This is a genomic window from Pseudoalteromonas ruthenica (assembly GCF_008808095.1).
Classification (GTDB): domain Bacteria; phylum Pseudomonadota; class Gammaproteobacteria; order Enterobacterales; family Alteromonadaceae; genus Pseudoalteromonas; species Pseudoalteromonas ruthenica.
The window spans coordinates 263,182-282,024 of record NZ_CP023396.1; the positions used below are offsets into that span (position 1 = coordinate 263,182).

Here is an 18,843-nt window from a genome sequence, read left to right on the forward strand (position 1 = left end):
AAGACTAATAACCAGGCATAAAAAAACGCCAAACACAGAGTTTGGCGTTCTACTGTTTAACTAAGACAGGGAATTAAAGCTGCCAGTTAATAGAGAAGGCATAGTGACGCGGTGCACCGTAATAGCCCTGGGCCCAGTAAAGGCTGTGCAGGTACTTTTCATCGGTCACGTTGTTAACATTAAAGGTGGCACTGATGCGCTCAGTCACTTGGTAAGTGGCCACTAAATCAAGTAAGCCATACGCACCTTGTGTCGTCACTGTAGGAATAGTGCCATTGCTTTGCACTCGTGACGTTTTGGCTTGCCAGCGATAATTGGCACCAAAGCTTAAACCCTCAATTACAGGGACCTGATAATTCAGCGCCACTTTAACTTGGTCTTCTGGGGTGTAATCACGAACTAGCTTACCTTCATTGACGTCATCACCGGCTTCAATATCTACATGGCTGTAGCTGAAGCTAGCACTTAAGTCATCAGTGAGACGACCACTGAGTTCAAGCTCGTAGCCATCGCTATTGATCCCTTCAGCAGCGTAGTAAACCGTGTTGTCAGGAGTTGAAAGAGCGGTGTCAGGCAAGGCAATACCGTCTTGCAGAGCATCGAAAATAGCAAAAGTGGCAAACAACTGACCATCTAGCAACTGTGCTTTAATCCCCAGCTCTTTACTCTCACCGGTGATTGGGTCTAAAGCCATGCCGGTTTGATCTTGCTCTGATTGTGGCGCAAAGGTTTCAGTGTAGCTGGCATACACGGTGTAATTCTCTGCAAAGTCGTAGACAGCACCAATATAAGGAATAAACTCTTCTGAGCTGTTCACTTTGGAATTACCGTAAGATAGGCCCTCAGAATCCCACTCGGTATAACGACCGCCAGCAAGAATGGCTAGAGGCTCAGTGATTTTAAAGCGTGCCGACGCGTAAGCAGATTTTTGGTCAGCCTCGACTTTAGAGCCGTTATAAGCATCCTCGAGTGTTGGAATAGGTGCGTTACCTTCAAAATCCTCCAGTGGTGGCATCGCCGGGAAGCCATTGCCTGTGGTGTAGTCGTAAAGTGAACTATCTTGGTAGTTCATATCGGCGCTACTGACACCAAACACTAAGTTATGAGTTTGTCCAAACAGTGAGAAATCACCTGTGGCGTATAGATCATAAAGGTTTTGCTGATCTTTATAGTCGTATTCACTGGCGTAGCCGGTTAATCCCAGCCCGGTTTCAGCACTTGGGGTGCCGTAGACATAAAACAACTCGGAGTCTTGCTCATTGGTCATGTGCGCGTAGCGAGCGCGTATAAACCAAGAGGTGCCCAAACTTTGCTCAAGTTCAACAAAAATATGTTCGTTATCGTTATTCCAATAAGACCAATCAGCGGCCGTGCTTGTGGATACGTCGAAGTCAGTCGCCGTGCCATCATCATAAAACAGTGGCAAGGCTCCCCAAAGAGGGCTATCGGCATCTTTTGACTGACGAATATAATTCACTGATACCTTAGTGCTGTCAGTGAGCTGACCTTCATAGGCGATATAACCCAAGGTTAAATCTGTGGCGTAGCGGTCCAAGTAGGAGTCTGAGCGCTGCTTAGTGACCACTGCGCGCATTGCGTGGTTATCAGTTAAGGCGCCAGAAACATCCACCTCTAAACGGTTTTTATTCCACGAGCCAACAGATGCAGAGGCACTGGCTTGAGTCGTATAGGTAGGCTTTTTCAGGACCATGTTAACGGTCGCTGCAGGAGTCCCCGCGCCAGTCATAATACCGTTGGCACCACGGACAATCTCAATGCGATCGTAAATAGAGGTATCAAGGGTACCATGCACATCACCACCATCTTGAGGGATACCTAAACCATCAACTTGGAAGTTAGTGATATCAAAACCACGGGCTTTAAAGTAAGTACGGTCTGTTTCGATTTGCTCAACAGTGACACCCGGTGTTGACTCTAATACAGCGTTGATATCGTCCAGTGAAAAGTCATCCATTAATGCACGAGACACCACAGAGATAGATTGGGGCGTTTCTTTAATGGTGATGCCGAGTTTAGAAGCCGAGTCCGCTTGTTCGGTGATGTAGTTTTTATGGTGCTGACCATACACGGAAACACGTTCAATATCTTTGTCTTTTGCTTGCTCAGCAAAAGCTGAAGTACTCAGGGCAACGGCGCAAAGCGTTGCTATTTTACTTAAAGTGAAGCTTTTCTTAGACATAATCTTTTAGCACAGAGAGTTAAAAATCGTGCATAGACTAATCTAAGTGAGAATGATTTGCAAACACACTTTTGTTGCGAAAAATAAAAAGCCGCTCTCAATAAGCGGCCAAAAGTCATCCAATGTCTGCAGAGCAAGGCTCTCGTTTAAAGTTTAAGCCCTACTAAAACGCATATTTTGCAGAAAACTGTAAGCGGTCTAAGTCACCATCGGCGCCGCTTTCGGTTTCTCGCTCTGCGTGTTTAAACTCAACTCCGAAGGTGAGTTTCTTAACCGGCGAGTACAGTAAGTTGGCACTGTAACTGACGCTGCTTTCGGTAGGGTCGCCACTGAAGGCGAGTAAATCGGTATTGTTATCAGCGCTGAAGAACGAATAAAGGAAAGTCGATCTGAAGTGATTATTCCAATGGTGTTGATAGCCAATAAACCCTGAGGTTGAGTCAATCGCATCGAGTTCATCACCATCAAATACCGCACCATGGGCGACGTTAAGACCGACATAACGACCCAATCCTTTGCCTTGAGTCAGCATAAACTTAAGGTTGTCAGAGCCGAGATTCACGCGCCCTGAAACACTCAACCCAAACGAGGTTTCGTCTTCATCAAAGCCGTTTTGCTTGTATGTTAGCTGACGCGCCAACGCAGTAACAGCAATATGGCCCCAGTCCGCTTTGTGATTATAGCGGGCAGTGAAATCAGGCATGCTGGCATCGTCGGTTTCTACTCGAGCACCATTGACGGTGATAGAGCTTTCTGGGTTTTCGGCCGAAAATGCCCAATTACCCACGCTATAACGGACTTGTGCCTGGCGGGCGAACACCGTGCCCTCCGCTGGGCCAACGAAATCAAGTGTTTCTGGTAGCGCGCTGACGTTTTGGAAATTAGACCATGCTTGACCAAATAACCAGCCATCGTAGGTAATAAAGGCTTGGCGTAGACGCGGTGAGTAGGAGTTGGTGACACGTTCGTTGCCTCCAACAGAGCCGATAAAATCTAGCTCGATTTTAGTTTTTACTGTCTTTCCGTTACTCACTTTGGTACTGGTGCCAAAATTAAAACGAGATTGGCGGGCATGCATATCAAATACTGCATCGGTATCTGCGTCTGACCCGACGGGGGTGGTACTGGGAACATAAAAGTCACGGCCAATACTGTCGCCAGAAATGGTGCCAGCGGAGTAATCACTCCACATGGCATCAACTTTCACGTAGCCGCCATAGCTAATATCGGTGTCGCCAATCGTGGCCGCGTGAGCACTACCCACTACCGAGCCAAGCGCAGCGCACACCGCCATAAATGTTTTTGTTAGTCGTTTTTGTGTTGTCATAATGAAGTTGTCCTGTTGCAAGCTAGCTATGAAAACATGGTCGTTGCCATGATTTTGAGCAATTACCTATTGGTCTTACGACTAAGGTATAGCCGAACTCTGAGTATGTGGTTAGTTAACTTGCTGAGTGTAGGCAGGTTTGTGGCCAATTTGTGGGATTTCATACTAAGGTCTAATACTGAAACATTCAGCCCTGAGTAATGCTGTGAGCAAGCCTACAGGCAACAAAAGATATGGAGACGGTTATGTCACAGAGCATTTATCCGGTTTTTGATAACATCAAAAACAACGCACTAGTCGATAACGAAAAATACAAAGCACTATATCAGCAGTCCATAGATGACCCCGAGGGCTTCTGGGCCGAGCATGGTAAGCGTTTGCACTGGTATACCCCCTATACAAAGGTAAAAAATACCTCTTTTGATAAAGGCCATATCAGCATTAAGTGGTTCGAAGACGGGCAACTCAATGCATCATATAATTGTATTGATCGTCATTTAGAACACAAAGCCAATAAAACCGCATTGATTTGGGAAGGAGATGACCCGAGCCAAAGCGAGCATATTAGCTACCAGCAATTGCATGATGAGGTGTGTAAACTGGCTAATGGCCTGCGCAAACTAGGCGTTAGTAAGGGCGATCGTGTGGCTATTTATATGCCGATGACGCCGCAGGCTGTCTACGCGATGCAAGCATGCGCGCGTATTGGTGCCGTGCACTCGGTGGTGTTCGGTGGTTTTTCGCCTTCTGCAATCGCCGATCGTATCAACGACAGCGGCGCTAAAGTGGTGATCACCTCAGATGAAGGTCGCCGTGGCGGTGGCACCGTGCCATTGAAAGCCAATGTCGATGAGGCTGTGAGCCAAGAGTCAGTGACTACGGTCGAGCATGTTATTGTGCATCAACTTACCGGTGGTGACGTGCAGTGGCACAGTCACGACCTGTGGTGGCACGATTTAGTCGCCGATCAGCCTAGCCACTGCGAGCCAGAGGTGATGGACGCTGAAGATCCTTTATTTATTCTTTATACCTCGGGCTCCACGGGTCAGCCTAAAGGGGTCGTGCACTCTACTGGCGGTTATTTGGTGTATACCTCCATGACCCATGAATATGTATTCGATGTGCATGATGACGATGTCTACTGGTGTAGTGCTGATGTCGGCTGGATTACTGGTCACAGCTATATCGCTTATGGGCCTTTGGTTAATGGCTGTACACAAGTGATCTTTGAAGGTGTGCCGACCTACCCAAGTGCAGGGCGCATGGGGGAAGTAGTCGATAAGCATCAAGTGACGATTCTGTACACTGCGCCTACAGCCATTCGCGCGCTGATGGCAAAAGGCGATGAACCCACCGCCAGTTCAACACGCTCATCATTGCGGGTATTGGGTTCGGTGGGCGAGCCCATTAACCCAGAGGCCTGGGCATGGTATTACGAAAATATTGGTAATAGCCAATGTCCTATTGTGGATACTTGGTGGCAAACCGAAACTGGCGGCATCATGATCACGCCGCTGCCGGGTGCAACCGATATGAAGCCTGGCTCAGCGACACGACCTTTCTTTGGTATTGCCCCAGCACTTTACGATGCCGAGGGAAATAACCTTGAGGGTGCGGTTGACGGTAACCTTGTTATTCTCGATAGCTGGCCGTCGCAAGCACGCACGGTGTACGGCGATCATGAGCGTTTTGAGCAAACCTACTTCTCAGCCTATCCTGGGGTGTACTTCACCGGTGATGGTTGTCGTCGTGATGAAGATGGCTATTATTGGATCACCGGCCGCGTAGATGATGTACTTAATGTGTCAGGTCACCGCTTAGGTACCGCAGAAATTGAAAGTGCCTTGGTGGCGCACGAGGCTGTCGCCGAGGCTGCCGTGGTTGGTTATCCACATGACATTAAAGGGCAGGGGATTTACGTTTACATTACCCCAAATGATGGCGTGCAGGTTAGCGATGAATTGACTAAGGAAGTGCGGAACTGGGTGCGTAAAGAGCTTAGCCCCATTGCCTCTCCGGATATGATTCAATGGTCGCCGGGACTACCTAAAACCCGCTCAGGTAAAATTATGCGTCGTATTTTGCGTAAAATTGCTGCCAATGAGCACCAGCAATTAGGCGATACCTCGACGCTGGCGGATCCTGGCGTGGTGGACGATCTCATTGAAAACCGTCTAAATCGTTAATTAGGCGTTAAGAACTTGATTAACGAACGATTCTAAACGTAGACTATCGGCTGTCATCAAGCGATGACGGCCGATTTTTTTAGGAGCACAGCATGAGTCAGTTTTTAATCGCGGACGATCACCCATTATTTCGTGAAGCATTAAAAGGGGCACTGACAAAGCAGTTTACCCCCCTAGAAGTATTTGAATCTGATACCTTCGACAGTACCTTGGCGGTACTCGATGAGCAGCCAGAGCTAGACATTTTATTGCTGGATTTGCATATGCCCGGTAATGGCGATTTGTATGGCTTAATTCGCATCCGTGAAGATTATCCTGACCTTCCTATCGCTGTGGTTTCTGGCAGTGAAGATTTACACATAGTATCAAAAGTGATGGGCTACGGTGCCATGGGCTTTATTCCCAAATCATCTTCGGCACAGCAAATTGCTGATGCTATATCGCACATGTTGGAGGGCGATACCTGGCTGCCTGAGGAGATCAAAGACAAGGTTGAGGCGATCAGCGGTGAGGATAAAGAACTGGCGGCTCAGGTCGCTTCATTGACACCGCAACAGTATAGAGTGTTAAGCTATTTGCATGAAGGTTTATTGAATAAACAAATTGCTTATGAGTTGAATATTTCTGAGGCGACAGTGAAAGCGCACATTACGGCGATTTTCCGCAAGCTCGGTGTCTATAATCGTACCCAAGCGGTGTTAATTGCCTCAAAGCTACAGTTGGAGCCTCTTGAAAATCAAAGCGAATAATCGCCACTGGAGGAACTATGAGCGCAATTACGGATCTGCACACGTTGTTAGCTAATCTTGAGCCACAATTACAGCCCCAAGAGTATGTTTTTTGCTGTGTACCGGGGTTGTTATCTGATTATACTCAGCTTAACCCCCTTGCTGCGTTTAGTGAAAAAGAGGGTATGACACTGGTACTTGAGGCCAATGCGGCGCAACAAGCCGGTTTTGATAGTGCCGCCACCTACCGGCAAATCACCCTAAATGTTCATTCTGCTTTAGATGCTGTGGGCCTCAGTGCCGCCGTTGCGGACATCTTAGCCGCAGCGGATATCAGTGCCAACATTATCGCTGCGTTTTATCATGATCACGTGTTTGTTCCCAGCAACAAGGCCGAGCAGGCATTATCGGCACTGCAAGCGCTGAGCGCCGATAACCAGTAAAGCTTAGTCAAATACCACCGTTCGGTTACCATTTATGAAGAGCTTGTGCTCGGCTGCAAGCTCAAGTGCCTTACAAAATACCTGCTTCTCTACGTCGCGGCCTTTTTTAGCCATACTCAAGGCGCTGTCAGCGTGAGTCACCGGAGTGACCTGTTGCATAATAATGGGGCCTTCATCAAGTTCATCAGTAACAAAATGGGCTGTGGCGCCAATGATTTTAACGCCACGCTCAAACGCTTGATGGTATGGCTTAGCGCCAATGAAAGCAGGCAAGAAAGAGTGATGAATATTGATTATTCGGCCACTAAAACGGGCGACAAATTCGGGGCTAAGAATACGCATGTATTTGGCAAGGCCAATCATATCTGGGGCATACTCGGCGATTTTATCGCCAACTAAAGCATCATGCTCATCACGGCTTAGGCCCTCATGGCTAATACAGTGAAAAGGCACATTGAACCCAGCAGCTAAAGGCGCGAGGTCGGGGTAGTTGGCGATCACTGCCTGCACTTCAATATTTAATGCCTGCTCGAAGCACTTAAGCAACACACCACCAAGGCAGTGCGCTTCTTTGGTGGCCAGCAGTACCACCTTGGTTGCTTCACCGCCATGCAAGGAAAGCGTAGAACCACTGGGCAGCGATGCCTGCAATTCGGCTAGTAAATCAAGGTTATCAAAGTTTCCGTCCAGCTCAGTGCGCATAAAGAAACGCCCATGCTGCTTATCAACAAATTCGTTGTTGCGGGTAATATTCAGGTTATGCTCAAAACACAGCCCGGTAATCTTCGCGATTAACCCCTCTTCGTCGGGGCATTGCGCCAATAGTACTTTTTTCATTCCTCATTCCTAATGTGTGAACACATTAGGCATTATGCCCTAAAGAGAATGATTTAACAGTGCCTTTAACTTTGCGGGTTTTACTGGCTTAGAAAGATAGTGAACACCCGCTTCTTTCGCTTTTTGTTTTACTTCGTCATCGCGTACTGCGGTAATTAAAATAGCCGGTATGGGGCCACGCAGGGCGCGTATTTTTTCGATAAGACTTAAGCCGTCTTCATCATGACCAAGTTGATAGTCCATTAGAATCACATCGATAGCCCCCCCGTTTTGCACCCATTCGAGTGCTTGCTCGCCACTGGAGCAACCTTGGCTGTTGGCACCCCACTTATTTAGTAAGTGGGTCATGGCGGTGATGTTTTCAGCTTCGTCATCAACGACCAGTACATCATAATGAGCTTGTGCGCGGGCACCGGTGTGTTGCTCTGTAGGGCTGCTGATACGCTGTGCGTTGCCATAAGGAACTTCTACCTTAAAGCAGCTCCCTTGGCCTAAGGTGGAGCGCATTGTCAGCCGGTGTGAGAGAAGCTCTACCATGCGCTTGACAACGCCGAGGCCGAGGCCAACGCCTTTATTATCGCCAGACTCAACGCGATAAAAGTCGTCGAATATCTTTTGTTGTTCACGCTCGCCAATGCCCAGTCCGGTATCCCATACCTCAATACTTAAATGGTGTTTACGGCGACGACAAGCAATAAGCACCTTGCCGCGCTCGGTATATTTAACGGCATTAGAAAGTAGGTTTTGTAGAATTCGGCGTAAATAAGTGATGTCGCTATGAACCACATCATTGCGCGAGCGCAAGGTAATTTCGAGGCCCTTATCGGCGCATAAAATGGCGTATTCATTGACCAGCGGCGCTAATATATCATCGATATGAAAATGCTTCGGACTGGGGGTCATCGCGCCTTGGTCGAGTTTGGCAATATCGAGCAGGGCTGACATCAAATGTACGGTGCTATCGAGGCTATCGCCGAGTTTATCTAAGCTACTGGCGTTATGCGGGGTTAATGTTTGCTCATCAATAGCCGCAAGGTAGAGGCGCGCCGCATTCAGCGGCTGCAAAATGTCATGGCTGGCTAGAGCGAGAAAGCGGGTTTTACTGTCATTGGCGCGCTCAGCTTCTTGTTTGGCCGCTTTTAGGGCTTGCTCGGTTTGCTCCCTGCTGGCCATTTGTGTTTTCAGATCTTGGTTGATTGCGCGGATCTCTTGCGTGCGCGCTTCAATGCGATTCTCCAAGTCCGTGTTCACTTCTTCCAGTGCGTTTTGTGTTGCCATGTGTGCGGTAATATCCGAAAAACTGGTCACAAAACCACCGTCTGGCAGTGGGTTACCTATCATTTCATAGACCTGACCGCTGCGCCGATGGCGAATGAAGTGATGTGAGCTGCCATTACGCAGGTGGCGGACGCGCTTTTCCACATGATGCTCAATTTCCCCCGGGCCGCACTCGCCACGTTGCGCATTGTAGCGAATCACTTCTTCAATCGGTTGGCCCTGTTGTAAGAAACCTTCGGGATAGTTAAACATTTCGGCATAACGCTTGTTCCACGCGACTAAATTTAAGTCTTTATCGACCACTGAGATGCCATGACTGAGGTTCTCTAAAGAGGTAAAGAGTAAGTTTTGGTTAAACCGCAACGCCTGGGTGGTTTCATCAAAGAAGTTGACCACCTCCTCAAAGGCTAATTGCTTACCGCTGGCCACCGTTTGTATCAATGCTTGCGCCGACGATGCCCCCAGTACCCCGGTAAGAGCGCGCTCACAATAAGCGATAAATTCGTTAGAGGGTTGGGCATTATTGTCATTGAGCTCGTCGTTGGCTTGGTAGTGGCTTAATACTTGGCTACTGCGCTGGGCGCCTAAAAAGGTTTGCAGCAGCACCTTAAAGTCATAAATCGTGGCATTAACGTGTTTGTTTAGTCGCTTGGCGAAGTTAAGCTGCTCTTTGGGGTTCACAAAAGCGGCGGCCTGAATACGGTCTATCAATCGCTCCTGAGCTCCAAGAGAGAAGCTGATATAACAACAGATGTTAGCGAATAGCGCTATCAACGTTCCTTGAGTAATCAATTCTTGCTGCGCGGTGCTATCTAACACTGTGGGAGTGTTCATAATGGGCAGCATTAAAAACAGCATCCAGCAGATCACCCCGGCAGTCAGCCCAGCATACACGCCATATGCATGGCCTCGGCGCCAGTATAAGCCGCCAACAATAGCCGGAAGCAACTGAGTTACCAACGAAAAAGCAACCAACCCCATAGACGCTAACGTTTCGCCGTGACCAAATACTTGTTGGTACAGGTAGGAAAGCAGCAGGATGGCGGCAATAGTAAAGCGCCTGACTAACAAGATGCGGGCACGATAACTGCGGTTAATCTGGTTGCGGCGAAACTTACGCTTGAGTATCAGTGGCAGCACCACATCGTTAGACACCATGGTGCTTAGGGTCAGTGTCGCCACTACAATCATTGCGGTCGCGGCCGATAGTCCACCGATAAACACGAAGGTAGTGAGTAACCAGTGTCCAGTACTTAACGGAAAGGCGAGAACAAAGCTATCAGCACTGTGCCCGTGGCCGATTTGCGGCATGATGGCGGCGCTAGCGATGGGTAGGATCATGGCGCCAATAAGCAAAAGGTAAAGAGGAAAAGCCCAGCGTGCGGTCTTTAAATGACGGATATCCTGATTATCAACCACGGTGACATGGAACTGACGTGGCAAGCAAATGATTGCAGCGGCGGCCATCAAGGTTTGACCGATAAAGCCAAAGCTGAGCATATCGGAGCTTTGCCAATGCTGCCAGATTGCGTCAAGGGAGACAGAACCGGGCAACGAATAAAGGGTATACACCGCAAGGCCTGCAACGAAAATGAGTGCCAGCAACTTTATCAAGGATTCAAACGCCACCGCGAGCATCAGTCCCGAGCGGTACTCGGTGACATCGACCTTGCGGGTACCAAAGAAAATGGCAAAAACGGCCATGATTAGCGCACCACTAAGCGCCAGTATAGTGCCGGATACCTGAGCCCCGCCGGGGAGTAACAAAAAGCTGCTGGAAAGTGCTTTGAGTTGCAACGCAATGTAAGGAATGGTGGCCATCAGCGCGATAAACGTGACTAAAATAGCGCTCAGTTGGCGCTTGCCATAGCGCGCAGAGATAAAATCGGCAATGGTGGTGATATTTTGTTTTTTACTGACCAATACCAGTTTGCGTAAAAAGCCCTGACAGAAAATAAACAATAACGCCGGGCCCAGCAAAATAGGCAGGTAGCTCCAACCGCTGCTTGCCGCTGTGCCCACTGAGCCATAATAAGTCCACGAGGTGCAATAAATCCCCAAAGACAGTGCGTACACAAAGGGGTGGTGACTAATGTATTTGGCCCAAGGCGTGGTTTTGTCGCCCCAATTTGCCAGCCAAAAAAGCAAAGAGATGTACACCAAGGATACGAAGATAAGAGCGAGGGTCATAAGCCGCAGCGTTATTGTTATTAGTAGCAAATACCATAGCAAACCCACAGCCTATTTAGCAGTGATTTTTAAGTGCTCAGTGCATGCGACTTAAGGTTATTAGACTAATGTATTAAGCCCTTGTTCACCTTCGAAAAACGTCCTGACTTTATCTGCATTAAAATCTAACTTAATGAAATTTATAGCTTTATTTGAAATGATGTTCTCGATGTTATTGACGTTAAGTTTTTGTTACGACTAAGGTCTGAATTTCCTCTGGCGCTGGCGTTGCTAGATTCAAAAGTGATGATAACAACCAGTCATACTTTTAGTGTGACGTGAAGGGGATACAAAAATGGCTTTTAAAGATGCAGATCACGCTAAAGCCTATTGGAACGAAAACCTCAGTCTAGTGTTTAAATTGCTAGTGGTGTGGTTCGTGGTTTCATTTGGCTGTGGCATTTTGCTAGTCGACGTACTCAATGAGGTGCGTTTCTTCGGGTTTAAACTGGGTTTTTGGTTCTCGCAACAGGGCGCCATTTATACCTTTGTGGTTCTTATTTTTGTCTACGCACACAAAATGAATGCGTTAGATAAAAAATACGGCGTAGACGAATAAGGAGCGCAGTGATGGATGTTCAAACGTTAACTTTTTTAATTGTTGGCCTTAGCTTTGCCATGTACATCGGTATTGCTATTTGGGCTCGAGCGGGCTCAACCAACGACTTCTATGTAGCTGGGGGCGGCGTACCACCTTTGGCAAACGGAATGGCAACCGCTGCAGATTGGATGAGTGCTGCGTCGTTTATCTCCATGGCGGGGATTATTTCTTTCGCCGGTTATGATGGTGGCGTGTATCTAATGGGCTGGACCGGCGGTTATGTGTTACTTGCGCTGTGCCTTGCGCCTTATCTTCGTAAGTTCGGTAAGTTTACCGTGCCGGACTTTATTGGCGATCGCTATTACTCACAAGCGGCGCGTATGGTGGCCATCTTCTGCGCTATCTTCATCTGCTTTACTTATATCGCAGGGCAAATGCGTGGTGTGGGCGTAGTGTTCTCACGCTTCCTTGAAGTAGACATTGAAACTGGCGTCTACATTGGTATGGTGATTGTGTTCTTCTATGCCGTATTAGGCGGTATGAAAGGCATCACTTACACCCAAGTAGCGCAGTACTGTGTACTTGTTTTTGCTTATTTGGTTCCGGCAATCTTTATCTCGTTGATGATGACTGGTCACTTGCTGCCACAAACTGGCTTTGGGGCGACACTGAGTGATGGCTCGGGAGCTTATATGCTCGATAAACTCGATGGCCTCAGTACCGAGCTCGGGTTTGCGCAATACACCGAAGGCTCCAAGAGCATGATTGATGTGTTCGCTATTACCGGCGCCTTAATGGTTGGTACTGCGGGCTTGCCTCATGTAATTGTTCGCTTCTTCACTGTACCCCGAGTGCGTGACACCCGTATCTCTGCGGCTTGGACTTTAGTGTTCATTGCCATCGTGTATACCACGGCACCGGCAGTTGCGTCTTTCGCGCGTGTTAATATGATTGACACTATCAATGGCAAAGATGGCAGCGGAACGCTCTACAGCGAAGCCCCAACGTGGATTAAAAACTGGGAAAAAACCGGCTTAATCACGTTCAATGACAAAAATGATGACGGCCGCATGCACTACTCAGCAGGGGATGTTAACGACCCAAGCAATGCCAACGAGGTGAGTGTCGATCGCGACATTATGGTGCTTGCTAACCCAGAGATCGCCGATTTACCGGCCTGGGTTATCGCCTTGGTTGCAGCCGGTGGTATTGCTGCGGCATTGTCGACCACTGCGGGTTTATTATTGGTCATTTCAACCTCGGTGTCCCATGACTTGTTGAAGCGTACTTTGAAGCCAAATATCAGCGACAAGCAAGAGCTACTGGCAGCGCGGTTAGCGGCAATGGTGGCCATAGGCATCTCCGCTTACTTTGGCATCAACCCGCCCGGGTTCGTGGCATCGGTGGTGGCCTTCGCCTTCGGCTTGGCAGCGGCCAGCTTCTTCCCTGCGATTATCATGGGCATTTTCTCTAAGCGCATGAATAAAGAAGGGGCGATTGCCGGTATGGTAACGGGCATCGGCTTTACCGCTGCGTACATCATCTACTTCAAGTTTATCAGCCCCGACCTAAATAGCGCCGAGCATTGGCTGTTCGGTATCTCCCCAGAGGGCATTGGTTTGCTCGGTATGGTGGTGAACTTTGTGGTCGCCGTTGTCGTTCAGCGTATGACTGCTGAGACACCAGAAGAGATTCGTGAGATGGTCGAGGGGATCCGTAACCCGAAAGGATCAGGTACCGCTCACGCGCACTAATGTGTGAAGCACACAAACAAGCCCGGCCTTAGACCAAGGTCGGGCTTTTTTTGTCGCTGTTTTCGGCCTAGATTTAAGCTATATGCAGGATGCGGTGTTTTTCTATGGTTGGCCAACACGCTGATAAATAGGTAGACACAGCAGTGATCAGTTGAGGTGTGGATAGTGAGCCCACAGCATCAAGATATTATCGATTTTGTCATTGAACAGGCCCGTTTAATACGTTAGAGCGCTCTGCCTGTGAATACTTTTGTCATCACCTTGAAGTTATTTATGTCACGCGAGAGAACCAGCATCAGTGGCTTGATTCTGACGACCCAAAACTCTTTCTTATTCGCAGCGGTAGCCTAGAAATCGTCGCTCCAAGTGGAGAGGCGGTCGCGCGCTTAAGTGCGGGTGATTACTTCGGCTATCCGTCGCTACTCAGCGGTGAGGCCATTAAAAACCGTATCGAGATAAAGCAGGAAGCTTTGGTGTATATTCTCAGCCAGTCCAGTTTTGATTATTTGCGCCACGAATATAAGCCCTTTGAGCAGTACTTTGTCCGTGCACACTCGAATCGTCTATTGTCATCGAAATACCAACACCACAGTGATAGCTGGTCAGAACGTAAAATAGCCGAACTGATGACTCGCCAAGCCGTTACTCTGGGCCCTGAAGCCAGTATTAGGCAATGCGCCCAACTGATGAGTGACCAGCGAGTGTCATCGATTATGGTAACCCACAGCGAAGACACCAAGTTGCTCGGCGTGGTCACCGACCGCGACTTGCGCACTCGAGTTCTGGCAGCGGGGGTGGACCCTGAGCAACCTTTGCAAGCCATTATGACCGCCCACCCGAAATACATTTTCGAAAATAACCGGGTATTTTCGGCTATGCATTTAATGCTCAAGCACAATATTCACCATTTGCCGGTGCTGAACGAGGCGCATCAGCCGGTGGGCATGGTGACCGCGACCGACTTGTTACGGCAGCAAAAAAGCGATCCCGTGCAGCTCATTGGTCGCATTTATAAAGCGGCGGGGGTTGCCGATTTAAAACGTTATGCCAGCGAGGTGCCAAGTTTACTCGATAGCTTTGCTTATCATATCGAAGACACCACCTTGGTGGGTAAGCTACTCAGTGGTATTAGTGATGCGTTGACCACGCGATTGATTCAATTATACCAACAACGCCATGGCGATGCGCCTAAGCGTTTTAGCTGGATTTGCTTCGGCTCACAAGCGCGGGAAGAACAAACGCTGCACTCTGATCAAGATAATGGTTTGCTGTTACCCGACCAATTGAGCGATGCTGAGGCTGATTATTTTCGCGGCATGGGCGAGTTTGTGTGTGAGCAGCTCGATGTTTGCGGCATTGTCCGCTGCCCAGGGAACATCATGGCCAGTAATCCGCAATGTCGGCTATCGATATCGGCCTGGTTAGAAAAGTTTGCTCGCTGGCTCGGTAGTCCCACGCCCGAGGCCATGCTCAACTGTAAAATCTTCTTTGATATTCGCTTTATCACCGGCTCCAGTGATTTGTTTGCGGCATTTACAACGTCGCTTGGCAAGCAAAACCGCGATCAGCTTTTTTACCGGGCTCTGGCCAGTGAGCTGAACCAAAATTCGGTGCCTATCGGCCTGTTCCATCAACTAAAAACGCAAACCGACGCCCAGCATCACAAGTTTATCGACCTGAAAAAGCGCGGTATTGTGATTATTAACGACATTGTTCGCCTGTATGCACTGCAAGAGGGTATCCGCAGTGCCAATACCCTAGAGCGCTTGGATGCGCTGATAAAAACTCGGCAGTTATCGAAAAAAGACATTTTTGATTTAAAAGACTGCTGGCGCTATTTAACGCAATTGCGTCTTAAAGCTCAGCTGGATAAAGAGCCGGTGCCGAGTAACTGTATTAATCCCGATACCTTAACGTCGCTCGAGCGCCACCAACTTAAGGAGGCATTTTACTTGGTGCGCCAAGCCCAGCAGGCGGCGAGTTTTAAGTTCGCACGAGGGAGTTTGTAATTATGACCCACGCGTGGTGGCAAAAGCTCAAAGCGATGTTTGGCCAAGACCATTTTGGCTTTGCCGATAGTTGGCATCGTCATCGATATGTGGTGGTGGATTTAGAGCTAACAGGGTTAAACCCTAAGGAGCATGAAATTGTATCCATGGCGTGGGTGGTGATCGAAAATCAACGTATTTGCCCGCGCCAAAGTGCCCATATGTTACACAGTGGGGTGTCGCAGCTAGCGCAATCGCCTATTTATCACGGTATCACCGCGTCGCGTTTAATCAGCGAGGGCGATTCCATGGCGGCGATACTGACCGCTTTTGATGCTGTCTGCGAAGACAGTATTTTAGTGTTCCATAATGCTTTGCTCGATGAGCGTTTTTTGCGTTGCGCTTACAAACAGCAGGGGCAAAAGTTTCGTTACTTGACGTTGGATACCCTGAAAATTGAGCAACGCCGTTTAGCGCGGCAGGGCACGGAAGTGGCGCTTGATGCATTATCGCTCAGTGCCTGTCGGCGTCGCTACCAGTTGCCGGTTTATCGGGAACACAATGCGTTGAGCGATGCGTTGGCCACTGCGGAACTGTTTCTTGCCCAAGTTAATCACATGAGTCGGCAGCAAAGGCTGCCGCTCAGCGCGTTGATTACTGCTGGTTAATTAAAGGTAGTTCGGCTTGTTGCCATTTTAAGAAATCACCCTCTAAGTGGTATAGCTGGGTAAAGCCTTGCTTTTTGAGCGCCTCCAGAGCAATACCTGCGCGACGACCACTGCGACAATACACCACAATGGCTGTGTCTTTGTTGAGTGTGGCGCCATTTTCAACAATCTCGCTATGGGGGATGTTTACCGCACCTTTGATATGTCCTTGCTGATACTCTTGTTTTGAGCGCACATCAAGCAGCGTCATTGGCGTGGCACTGAACCTATCCGCCATCAGTTGTTGCTGCGTAACCGTCTGTGCTGACTCAGCGTGCAGTGCGGGTGCAAAAACGAGGGTGCACAAGACGAAGGCCAGCGATACCCCGAATGCAGTGAGTTGTGATGCGATTGTTTTTATCATAATAGCCCCTGTTGTTGGCGTGATTAGTTGTTTACAAAGCGATGACACCAAGTGTGTATGACCTATTCCACTTCGGCACAACGCGTATCGTTAAGGGTGATCATAGTCGCGAGCATCCACTGGCTGCAAGGTTTTCAGCTCCCCGCCAGCACAATCACCATTTATGTATACGGCTACCACCACCGTGTTGAGCACATGTTTCCCTTGATTAGCCATCGCTTGGTATTGTTGTTTCGTGTTAATATAGCCCCATTTAAAAGCATATAGCGGCTGATTCTGAGCAGCGGCTTGTTATACTATCACAGTTGTTTTTTATAAAAGAGTGAGTCGTCGTGGCTGAAGTAAGAGCTAGGGTCCAATTAAATGTGGGCAAAAACAGTGATATCCCGGCAGAAATTGTCTCATTTTCTGGGCTAAAAGATGGCCAAGAGCATGTTGCACTAATTTTTAATGAGGCGGACAAGCATCAACAGACACCGCTTATTCGCATGCACTCTGAGTGTTTAACCGGCGACGTTTTCCACTCCAGTCGTTGTGACTGCGGTGAGCAGCTCAATGAAAGTATCGAATTAATGCACCAACAGGGCGGAATATTGTTATACCTGCGTCAAGAGGGGCGAGGCATAGGGTTGTACAATAAGCTCGACGCCTATGTTTTACAGTCTCAAGGTATGAACACCTATGAAGCCAACAACCACTTGGGCTTTGCTGATGATTTGCGTGAGTTTTCCGATGCGGTACTCATGCTTAAGGCGTTGGCTGTGACGCAGGTCAAACTGATGACCAATAACCCTAAAAAACTCAGTGCGTTAGCTGATAATGGCATTGATGTGAAAGCTGTCGTGGGCACGTCGGCGCATATTAAGGTGGGCTTAACGGGAAACCAAGCATACTTAGAAACCAAAATTAAGCATGGCTCGCACATGCTCGATATCAAAAAAATACAAAAACCATAAAGCACGACGCAAAGAAAGAGGAAACGCAGTCATCATGGCTATAGAAATTCGCGTACATAGCGCCAAAGCCGGCGGGCGCTGGATAAAGCAGGGATTGGATATCTTTGCCAAGCAGCCTTTCACTTTTATGTTTATGTACCTGCTCATTGCTGTTTTAGGGTTAGTTGGGCTGGTGGTACCGCTGTTGAAAATTCCAGCAGCACTGGCGACGCCTTTTCTAATGGCTGGTTTTTATCAGTCAGCACTTGCGCGTCAGCAGGGGAAAAACGTTGCCTTTGCTGACATCATCGATGTATTTTCACAAAAAGGCCGACGTATGGGCTTGTTCCGGGTCGGCTTGTACCAAATGGGTGCGGGGATCTTACTAGGCTTGCTAGCTAGCGTGTTATTTGCGGATATGGCTGCGGTGGTGAGTGACCCGAACATGAACCCAGAGCAGGCGCTACAGCTATTAGCACAAAGCCTGTCATTTCCTTCGTTAGCCTTGTTTTTGGTAATAACCAGTATTTACCTGTGCGCCTTTGCATTTGCCATACCATTAGTGTTTTTTGGCGGCCACACGTCGATGTGGGCGGTGATGAAAGCCAGCTTGATGGCGTTTTATCATAATGCCGCAGCGATGACGGTGTACGGACTTATTATGGGTGTTTTGATGCTGTTGTGTGCAGTATTGTCCTTTATTCCTCTTCTGGTTCTAATGCCGATTTGCTACATTAGCCTTCTGGTGGCGTTTCAGGCGATTTTTGCGCCGCAACTGGGCGAGCAGGATGCACCCACAGCGAAGCATGTTAATGCCATTAGCGACACCACCGACAATGGTCGGTTTGACGCCTAATGGACGATAGCGAAAAGCAAAAGCAAAAAAATTACGTTCTGTGGCTGTTAGGAAGACAGGACTACAGTCGCAAAGAGTTAGAGCGCAAGTTAAGCCAGCGCCAAGTGCCGCAGGCGTTTAGCTGCGAATTACTGGACTGGTGTGAGCAACATGGGTTCTTAGATGACAACCGGTTTTGTGCCGGTTTTGTCCGTCGCGCTGCGGACAAGCGCCATGGCCCGCGACGCATTATGGCTGATGCGCAGCAAAAGGGGCTGGCAAAAGAGCAAGTTAGCGAAGCCATCGATGCCTTAGACATAGATTGGTTTGAACTCGCTCTAGAAGCTTATACCCGGAAGTTCCGGACAACAGATAAACAATTAGATTACAAAGAAAAAGCTAAGCGCATGCGTTATTTAACAGCGCGTGGGTTTGACTACCAACAGATAGAATTTGCACTTGCAAGTGAAGCGAATGACGAGTGAGAAAAA

15 protein-coding genes and 1 pseudogene are annotated in these 18,843 nt (G+C 48.5%); 10 read left to right on the top strand and 6 right to left on the bottom strand.

Going from position 1 to position 18,843, the window contains the following annotated elements; all coding sequences use genetic code 11:
• Nucleotides 1–73 precede the first annotated feature (73 nt).
• Both PRUTH_RS01230 and PRUTH_RS01235 read right to left on the bottom strand, forming a co-directional pair.
• Entirely contained in the window at nt 74–2,203 is a 2,130-nt protein-coding gene (locus PRUTH_RS01230) for a TonB-dependent siderophore receptor (RefSeq protein ID WP_371741522.1), read from the bottom strand.
• A gap of 160 nt (nt 2,204–2,363) precedes the next feature.
• Nucleotides 2,364–3,527: a DcaP family trimeric outer membrane transporter gene (locus PRUTH_RS01235; protein ID WP_151172337.1), complete on the bottom strand. Its 1,164-nt coding sequence runs from the start codon at nt 3,525–3,527 to the stop codon at nt 2,364–2,366.
• A 245-nt stretch (nt 3,528–3,772) separates the two neighbouring features.
• Here PRUTH_RS01235 and acs point away from each other — a divergent pair, with 245 nt between their 5' ends.
• The 3 genes from acs to PRUTH_RS01250 all read left to right on the top strand — a co-directional run bounded on the left by acs (nt 3,773) and on the right by PRUTH_RS01250 (nt 6,884).
• Complete coding sequence (gene acs / locus PRUTH_RS01240; RefSeq protein WP_138508979.1) at nt 3,773–5,713, top strand: acetate--CoA ligase; 1,941 nt, start codon at nt 3,773–3,775, stop codon at nt 5,711–5,713.
• 92 nt (nt 5,714–5,805) lie between these two features.
• Nucleotides 5,806–6,462: a response regulator transcription factor gene (locus tag PRUTH_RS01245; protein ID WP_151172338.1), complete on the top strand. Its 657-nt coding sequence runs from the start codon at nt 5,806–5,808 to the stop codon at nt 6,460–6,462.
• A 17-nt stretch (nt 6,463–6,479) separates the two neighbouring features.
• Nucleotides 6,480–6,884, top strand: coding sequence for an ACT domain-containing protein (locus PRUTH_RS01250; protein WP_151172339.1), 405 nt, complete (start codon nt 6,480–6,482; stop codon nt 6,882–6,884).
• A gap of 3 nt (nt 6,885–6,887) precedes the next feature.
• Here the strand turns inward: PRUTH_RS01250 and purU are convergent, their stop codons facing one another.
• On the bottom strand, nt 6,888–7,721 hold the full coding sequence (purU, locus tag PRUTH_RS01255) for a formyltetrahydrofolate deformylase (RefSeq protein WP_022946947.1): 834 nt from the start codon (nt 7,719–7,721) through the stop codon (nt 6,888–6,890).
• A 39-nt stretch (nt 7,722–7,760) separates the two neighbouring features.
• Nucleotides 7,761–11,189 (bottom strand): PAS domain-containing hybrid sensor histidine kinase/response regulator, encoded by a 3,429-nt coding sequence (locus PRUTH_RS01260; protein ID WP_151172340.1) that lies wholly within the window; start codon nt 11,187–11,189, stop codon nt 7,761–7,763.
• Between the two features lie 334 nt (nt 11,190–11,523).
• Here PRUTH_RS01260 and PRUTH_RS01265 point away from each other — a divergent pair, with 334 nt between their 5' ends.
• The 4 genes and pseudogenes from PRUTH_RS01265 to PRUTH_RS01280 all read left to right on the top strand — a co-directional run bounded on the left by PRUTH_RS01265 (nt 11,524) and on the right by PRUTH_RS01280 (nt 16,179).
• Nucleotides 11,524–11,787, top strand: coding sequence for a DUF4212 domain-containing protein (locus PRUTH_RS01265; RefSeq protein WP_022946945.1), 264 nt, complete (start codon nt 11,524–11,526; stop codon nt 11,785–11,787).
• 11 nt (nt 11,788–11,798) lie between these two features.
• Nucleotides 11,799–13,523 carry a sodium:solute symporter family protein gene (locus tag PRUTH_RS01270; protein ID WP_151172341.1) on the top strand — a complete coding sequence of 575 codons (1,725 nt, stop codon included), beginning with the start codon at nt 11,799–11,801 and terminating at the stop codon, nt 13,521–13,523.
• 165 nt (nt 13,524–13,688) lie between these two features.
• Nucleotides 13,689–15,532: pseudogene (locus PRUTH_RS01275) on the top strand (DUF294 nucleotidyltransferase-like domain-containing protein).
• A 2-nt stretch (nt 15,533–15,534) separates the two neighbouring features.
• Nucleotides 15,535–16,179 carry a 3'-5' exonuclease gene (locus PRUTH_RS01280; RefSeq protein ID WP_151172343.1) on the top strand — a complete coding sequence of 215 codons (645 nt, stop codon included), beginning with the start codon at nt 15,535–15,537 and terminating at the stop codon, nt 16,177–16,179.
• Here the strand turns inward: PRUTH_RS01280 and PRUTH_RS01285 are convergent.
• Nucleotides 16,166–16,582 (bottom strand): rhodanese-like domain-containing protein, encoded by a 417-nt coding sequence (locus PRUTH_RS01285; protein WP_138547662.1) that lies wholly within the window; start codon nt 16,580–16,582, stop codon nt 16,166–16,168. The genes PRUTH_RS01280 and PRUTH_RS01285 overlap by 14 nt on opposite strands.
• 90 nt (nt 16,583–16,672) lie before the next feature.
• Nucleotides 16,673–16,798, bottom strand: coding sequence for a hypothetical protein (locus PRUTH_RS19240; protein WP_257220980.1), 126 nt, complete (start codon nt 16,796–16,798; stop codon nt 16,673–16,675).
• Nucleotides 16,799–16,914: 116 nt separating this feature from the next.
• Between PRUTH_RS19240 and PRUTH_RS01290 the strand changes: the two genes are divergently transcribed.
• Genes PRUTH_RS01290 through PRUTH_RS01300 form a run of 3 tightly spaced genes read left to right on the top strand, consistent with a single transcriptional unit; the run spans nt 16,915 to nt 18,837 of the window.
• The gene (locus PRUTH_RS01290; RefSeq protein WP_022946939.1) at nt 16,915–17,538 is read left to right on the top strand and encodes a GTP cyclohydrolase II; all 624 of its coding nucleotides are present in this window, start codon (nt 16,915–16,917) and stop codon (nt 17,536–17,538) included.
• Between the two features lie 34 nt (nt 17,539–17,572).
• Complete coding sequence (locus tag PRUTH_RS01295) at nt 17,573–18,373, top strand: BPSS1780 family membrane protein (protein WP_138590806.1); 801 nt, start codon at nt 17,573–17,575, stop codon at nt 18,371–18,373.
• A complete protein-coding gene (locus tag PRUTH_RS01300; RefSeq protein WP_022946937.1) occupies nt 18,373–18,837 on the top strand; it encodes a regulatory protein RecX in 465 nt (154 codons plus the stop codon). Before PRUTH_RS01295 ends, PRUTH_RS01300 begins: the two co-directional genes overlap by 1 nt.
• Nucleotides 18,838–18,843: the final 6 nt, after the last annotated feature.

Coding starts and splice junctions, on each gene's coding strand:
- PRUTH_RS01235 (WP_151172337.1), bottom strand. CDS start 3,527: ATGACAACACAAAAACGACTAACAAAAACATTTATGGCGGTGTGCGCT.
- acs (WP_138508979.1), top strand. CDS start 3,773: ATGTCACAGAGCATTTATCCGGTTTTTGATAACATCAAAAACAACGCA.
- PRUTH_RS01245 (WP_151172338.1), top strand. CDS start 5,806: ATGAGTCAGTTTTTAATCGCGGACGATCACCCATTATTTCGTGAAGCA.
- PRUTH_RS01250 (WP_151172339.1), top strand. CDS start 6,480: ATGAGCGCAATTACGGATCTGCACACGTTGTTAGCTAATCTTGAGCCA.
- purU (WP_022946947.1), bottom strand. CDS start 7,721: ATGAAAAAAGTACTATTGGCGCAATGCCCCGACGAAGAGGGGTTAATC.
- PRUTH_RS01260 (WP_151172340.1), bottom strand. CDS start 11,189: ATGACCCTCGCTCTTATCTTCGTATCCTTGGTGTACATCTCTTTGCTT.
- PRUTH_RS01265 (WP_022946945.1), top strand. CDS start 11,524: ATGGCTTTTAAAGATGCAGATCACGCTAAAGCCTATTGGAACGAAAAC.
- PRUTH_RS01270 (WP_151172341.1), top strand. CDS start 11,799: ATGGATGTTCAAACGTTAACTTTTTTAATTGTTGGCCTTAGCTTTGCC.
- PRUTH_RS01280 (WP_151172343.1), top strand. CDS start 15,535: ATGACCCACGCGTGGTGGCAAAAGCTCAAAGCGATGTTTGGCCAAGAC.
- PRUTH_RS01285 (WP_138547662.1), bottom strand. CDS start 16,582: ATGATAAAAACAATCGCATCACAACTCACTGCATTCGGGGTATCGCTG.
- PRUTH_RS19240 (WP_257220980.1), bottom strand. CDS start 16,798: ATGGCTAATCAAGGGAAACATGTGCTCAACACGGTGGTGGTAGCCGTA.
- PRUTH_RS01295 (WP_138590806.1), top strand. CDS start 17,573: ATGGCTATAGAAATTCGCGTACATAGCGCCAAAGCCGGCGGGCGCTGG.
- PRUTH_RS01300 (WP_022946937.1), top strand. CDS start 18,373: ATGGACGATAGCGAAAAGCAAAAGCAAAAAAATTACGTTCTGTGGCTG.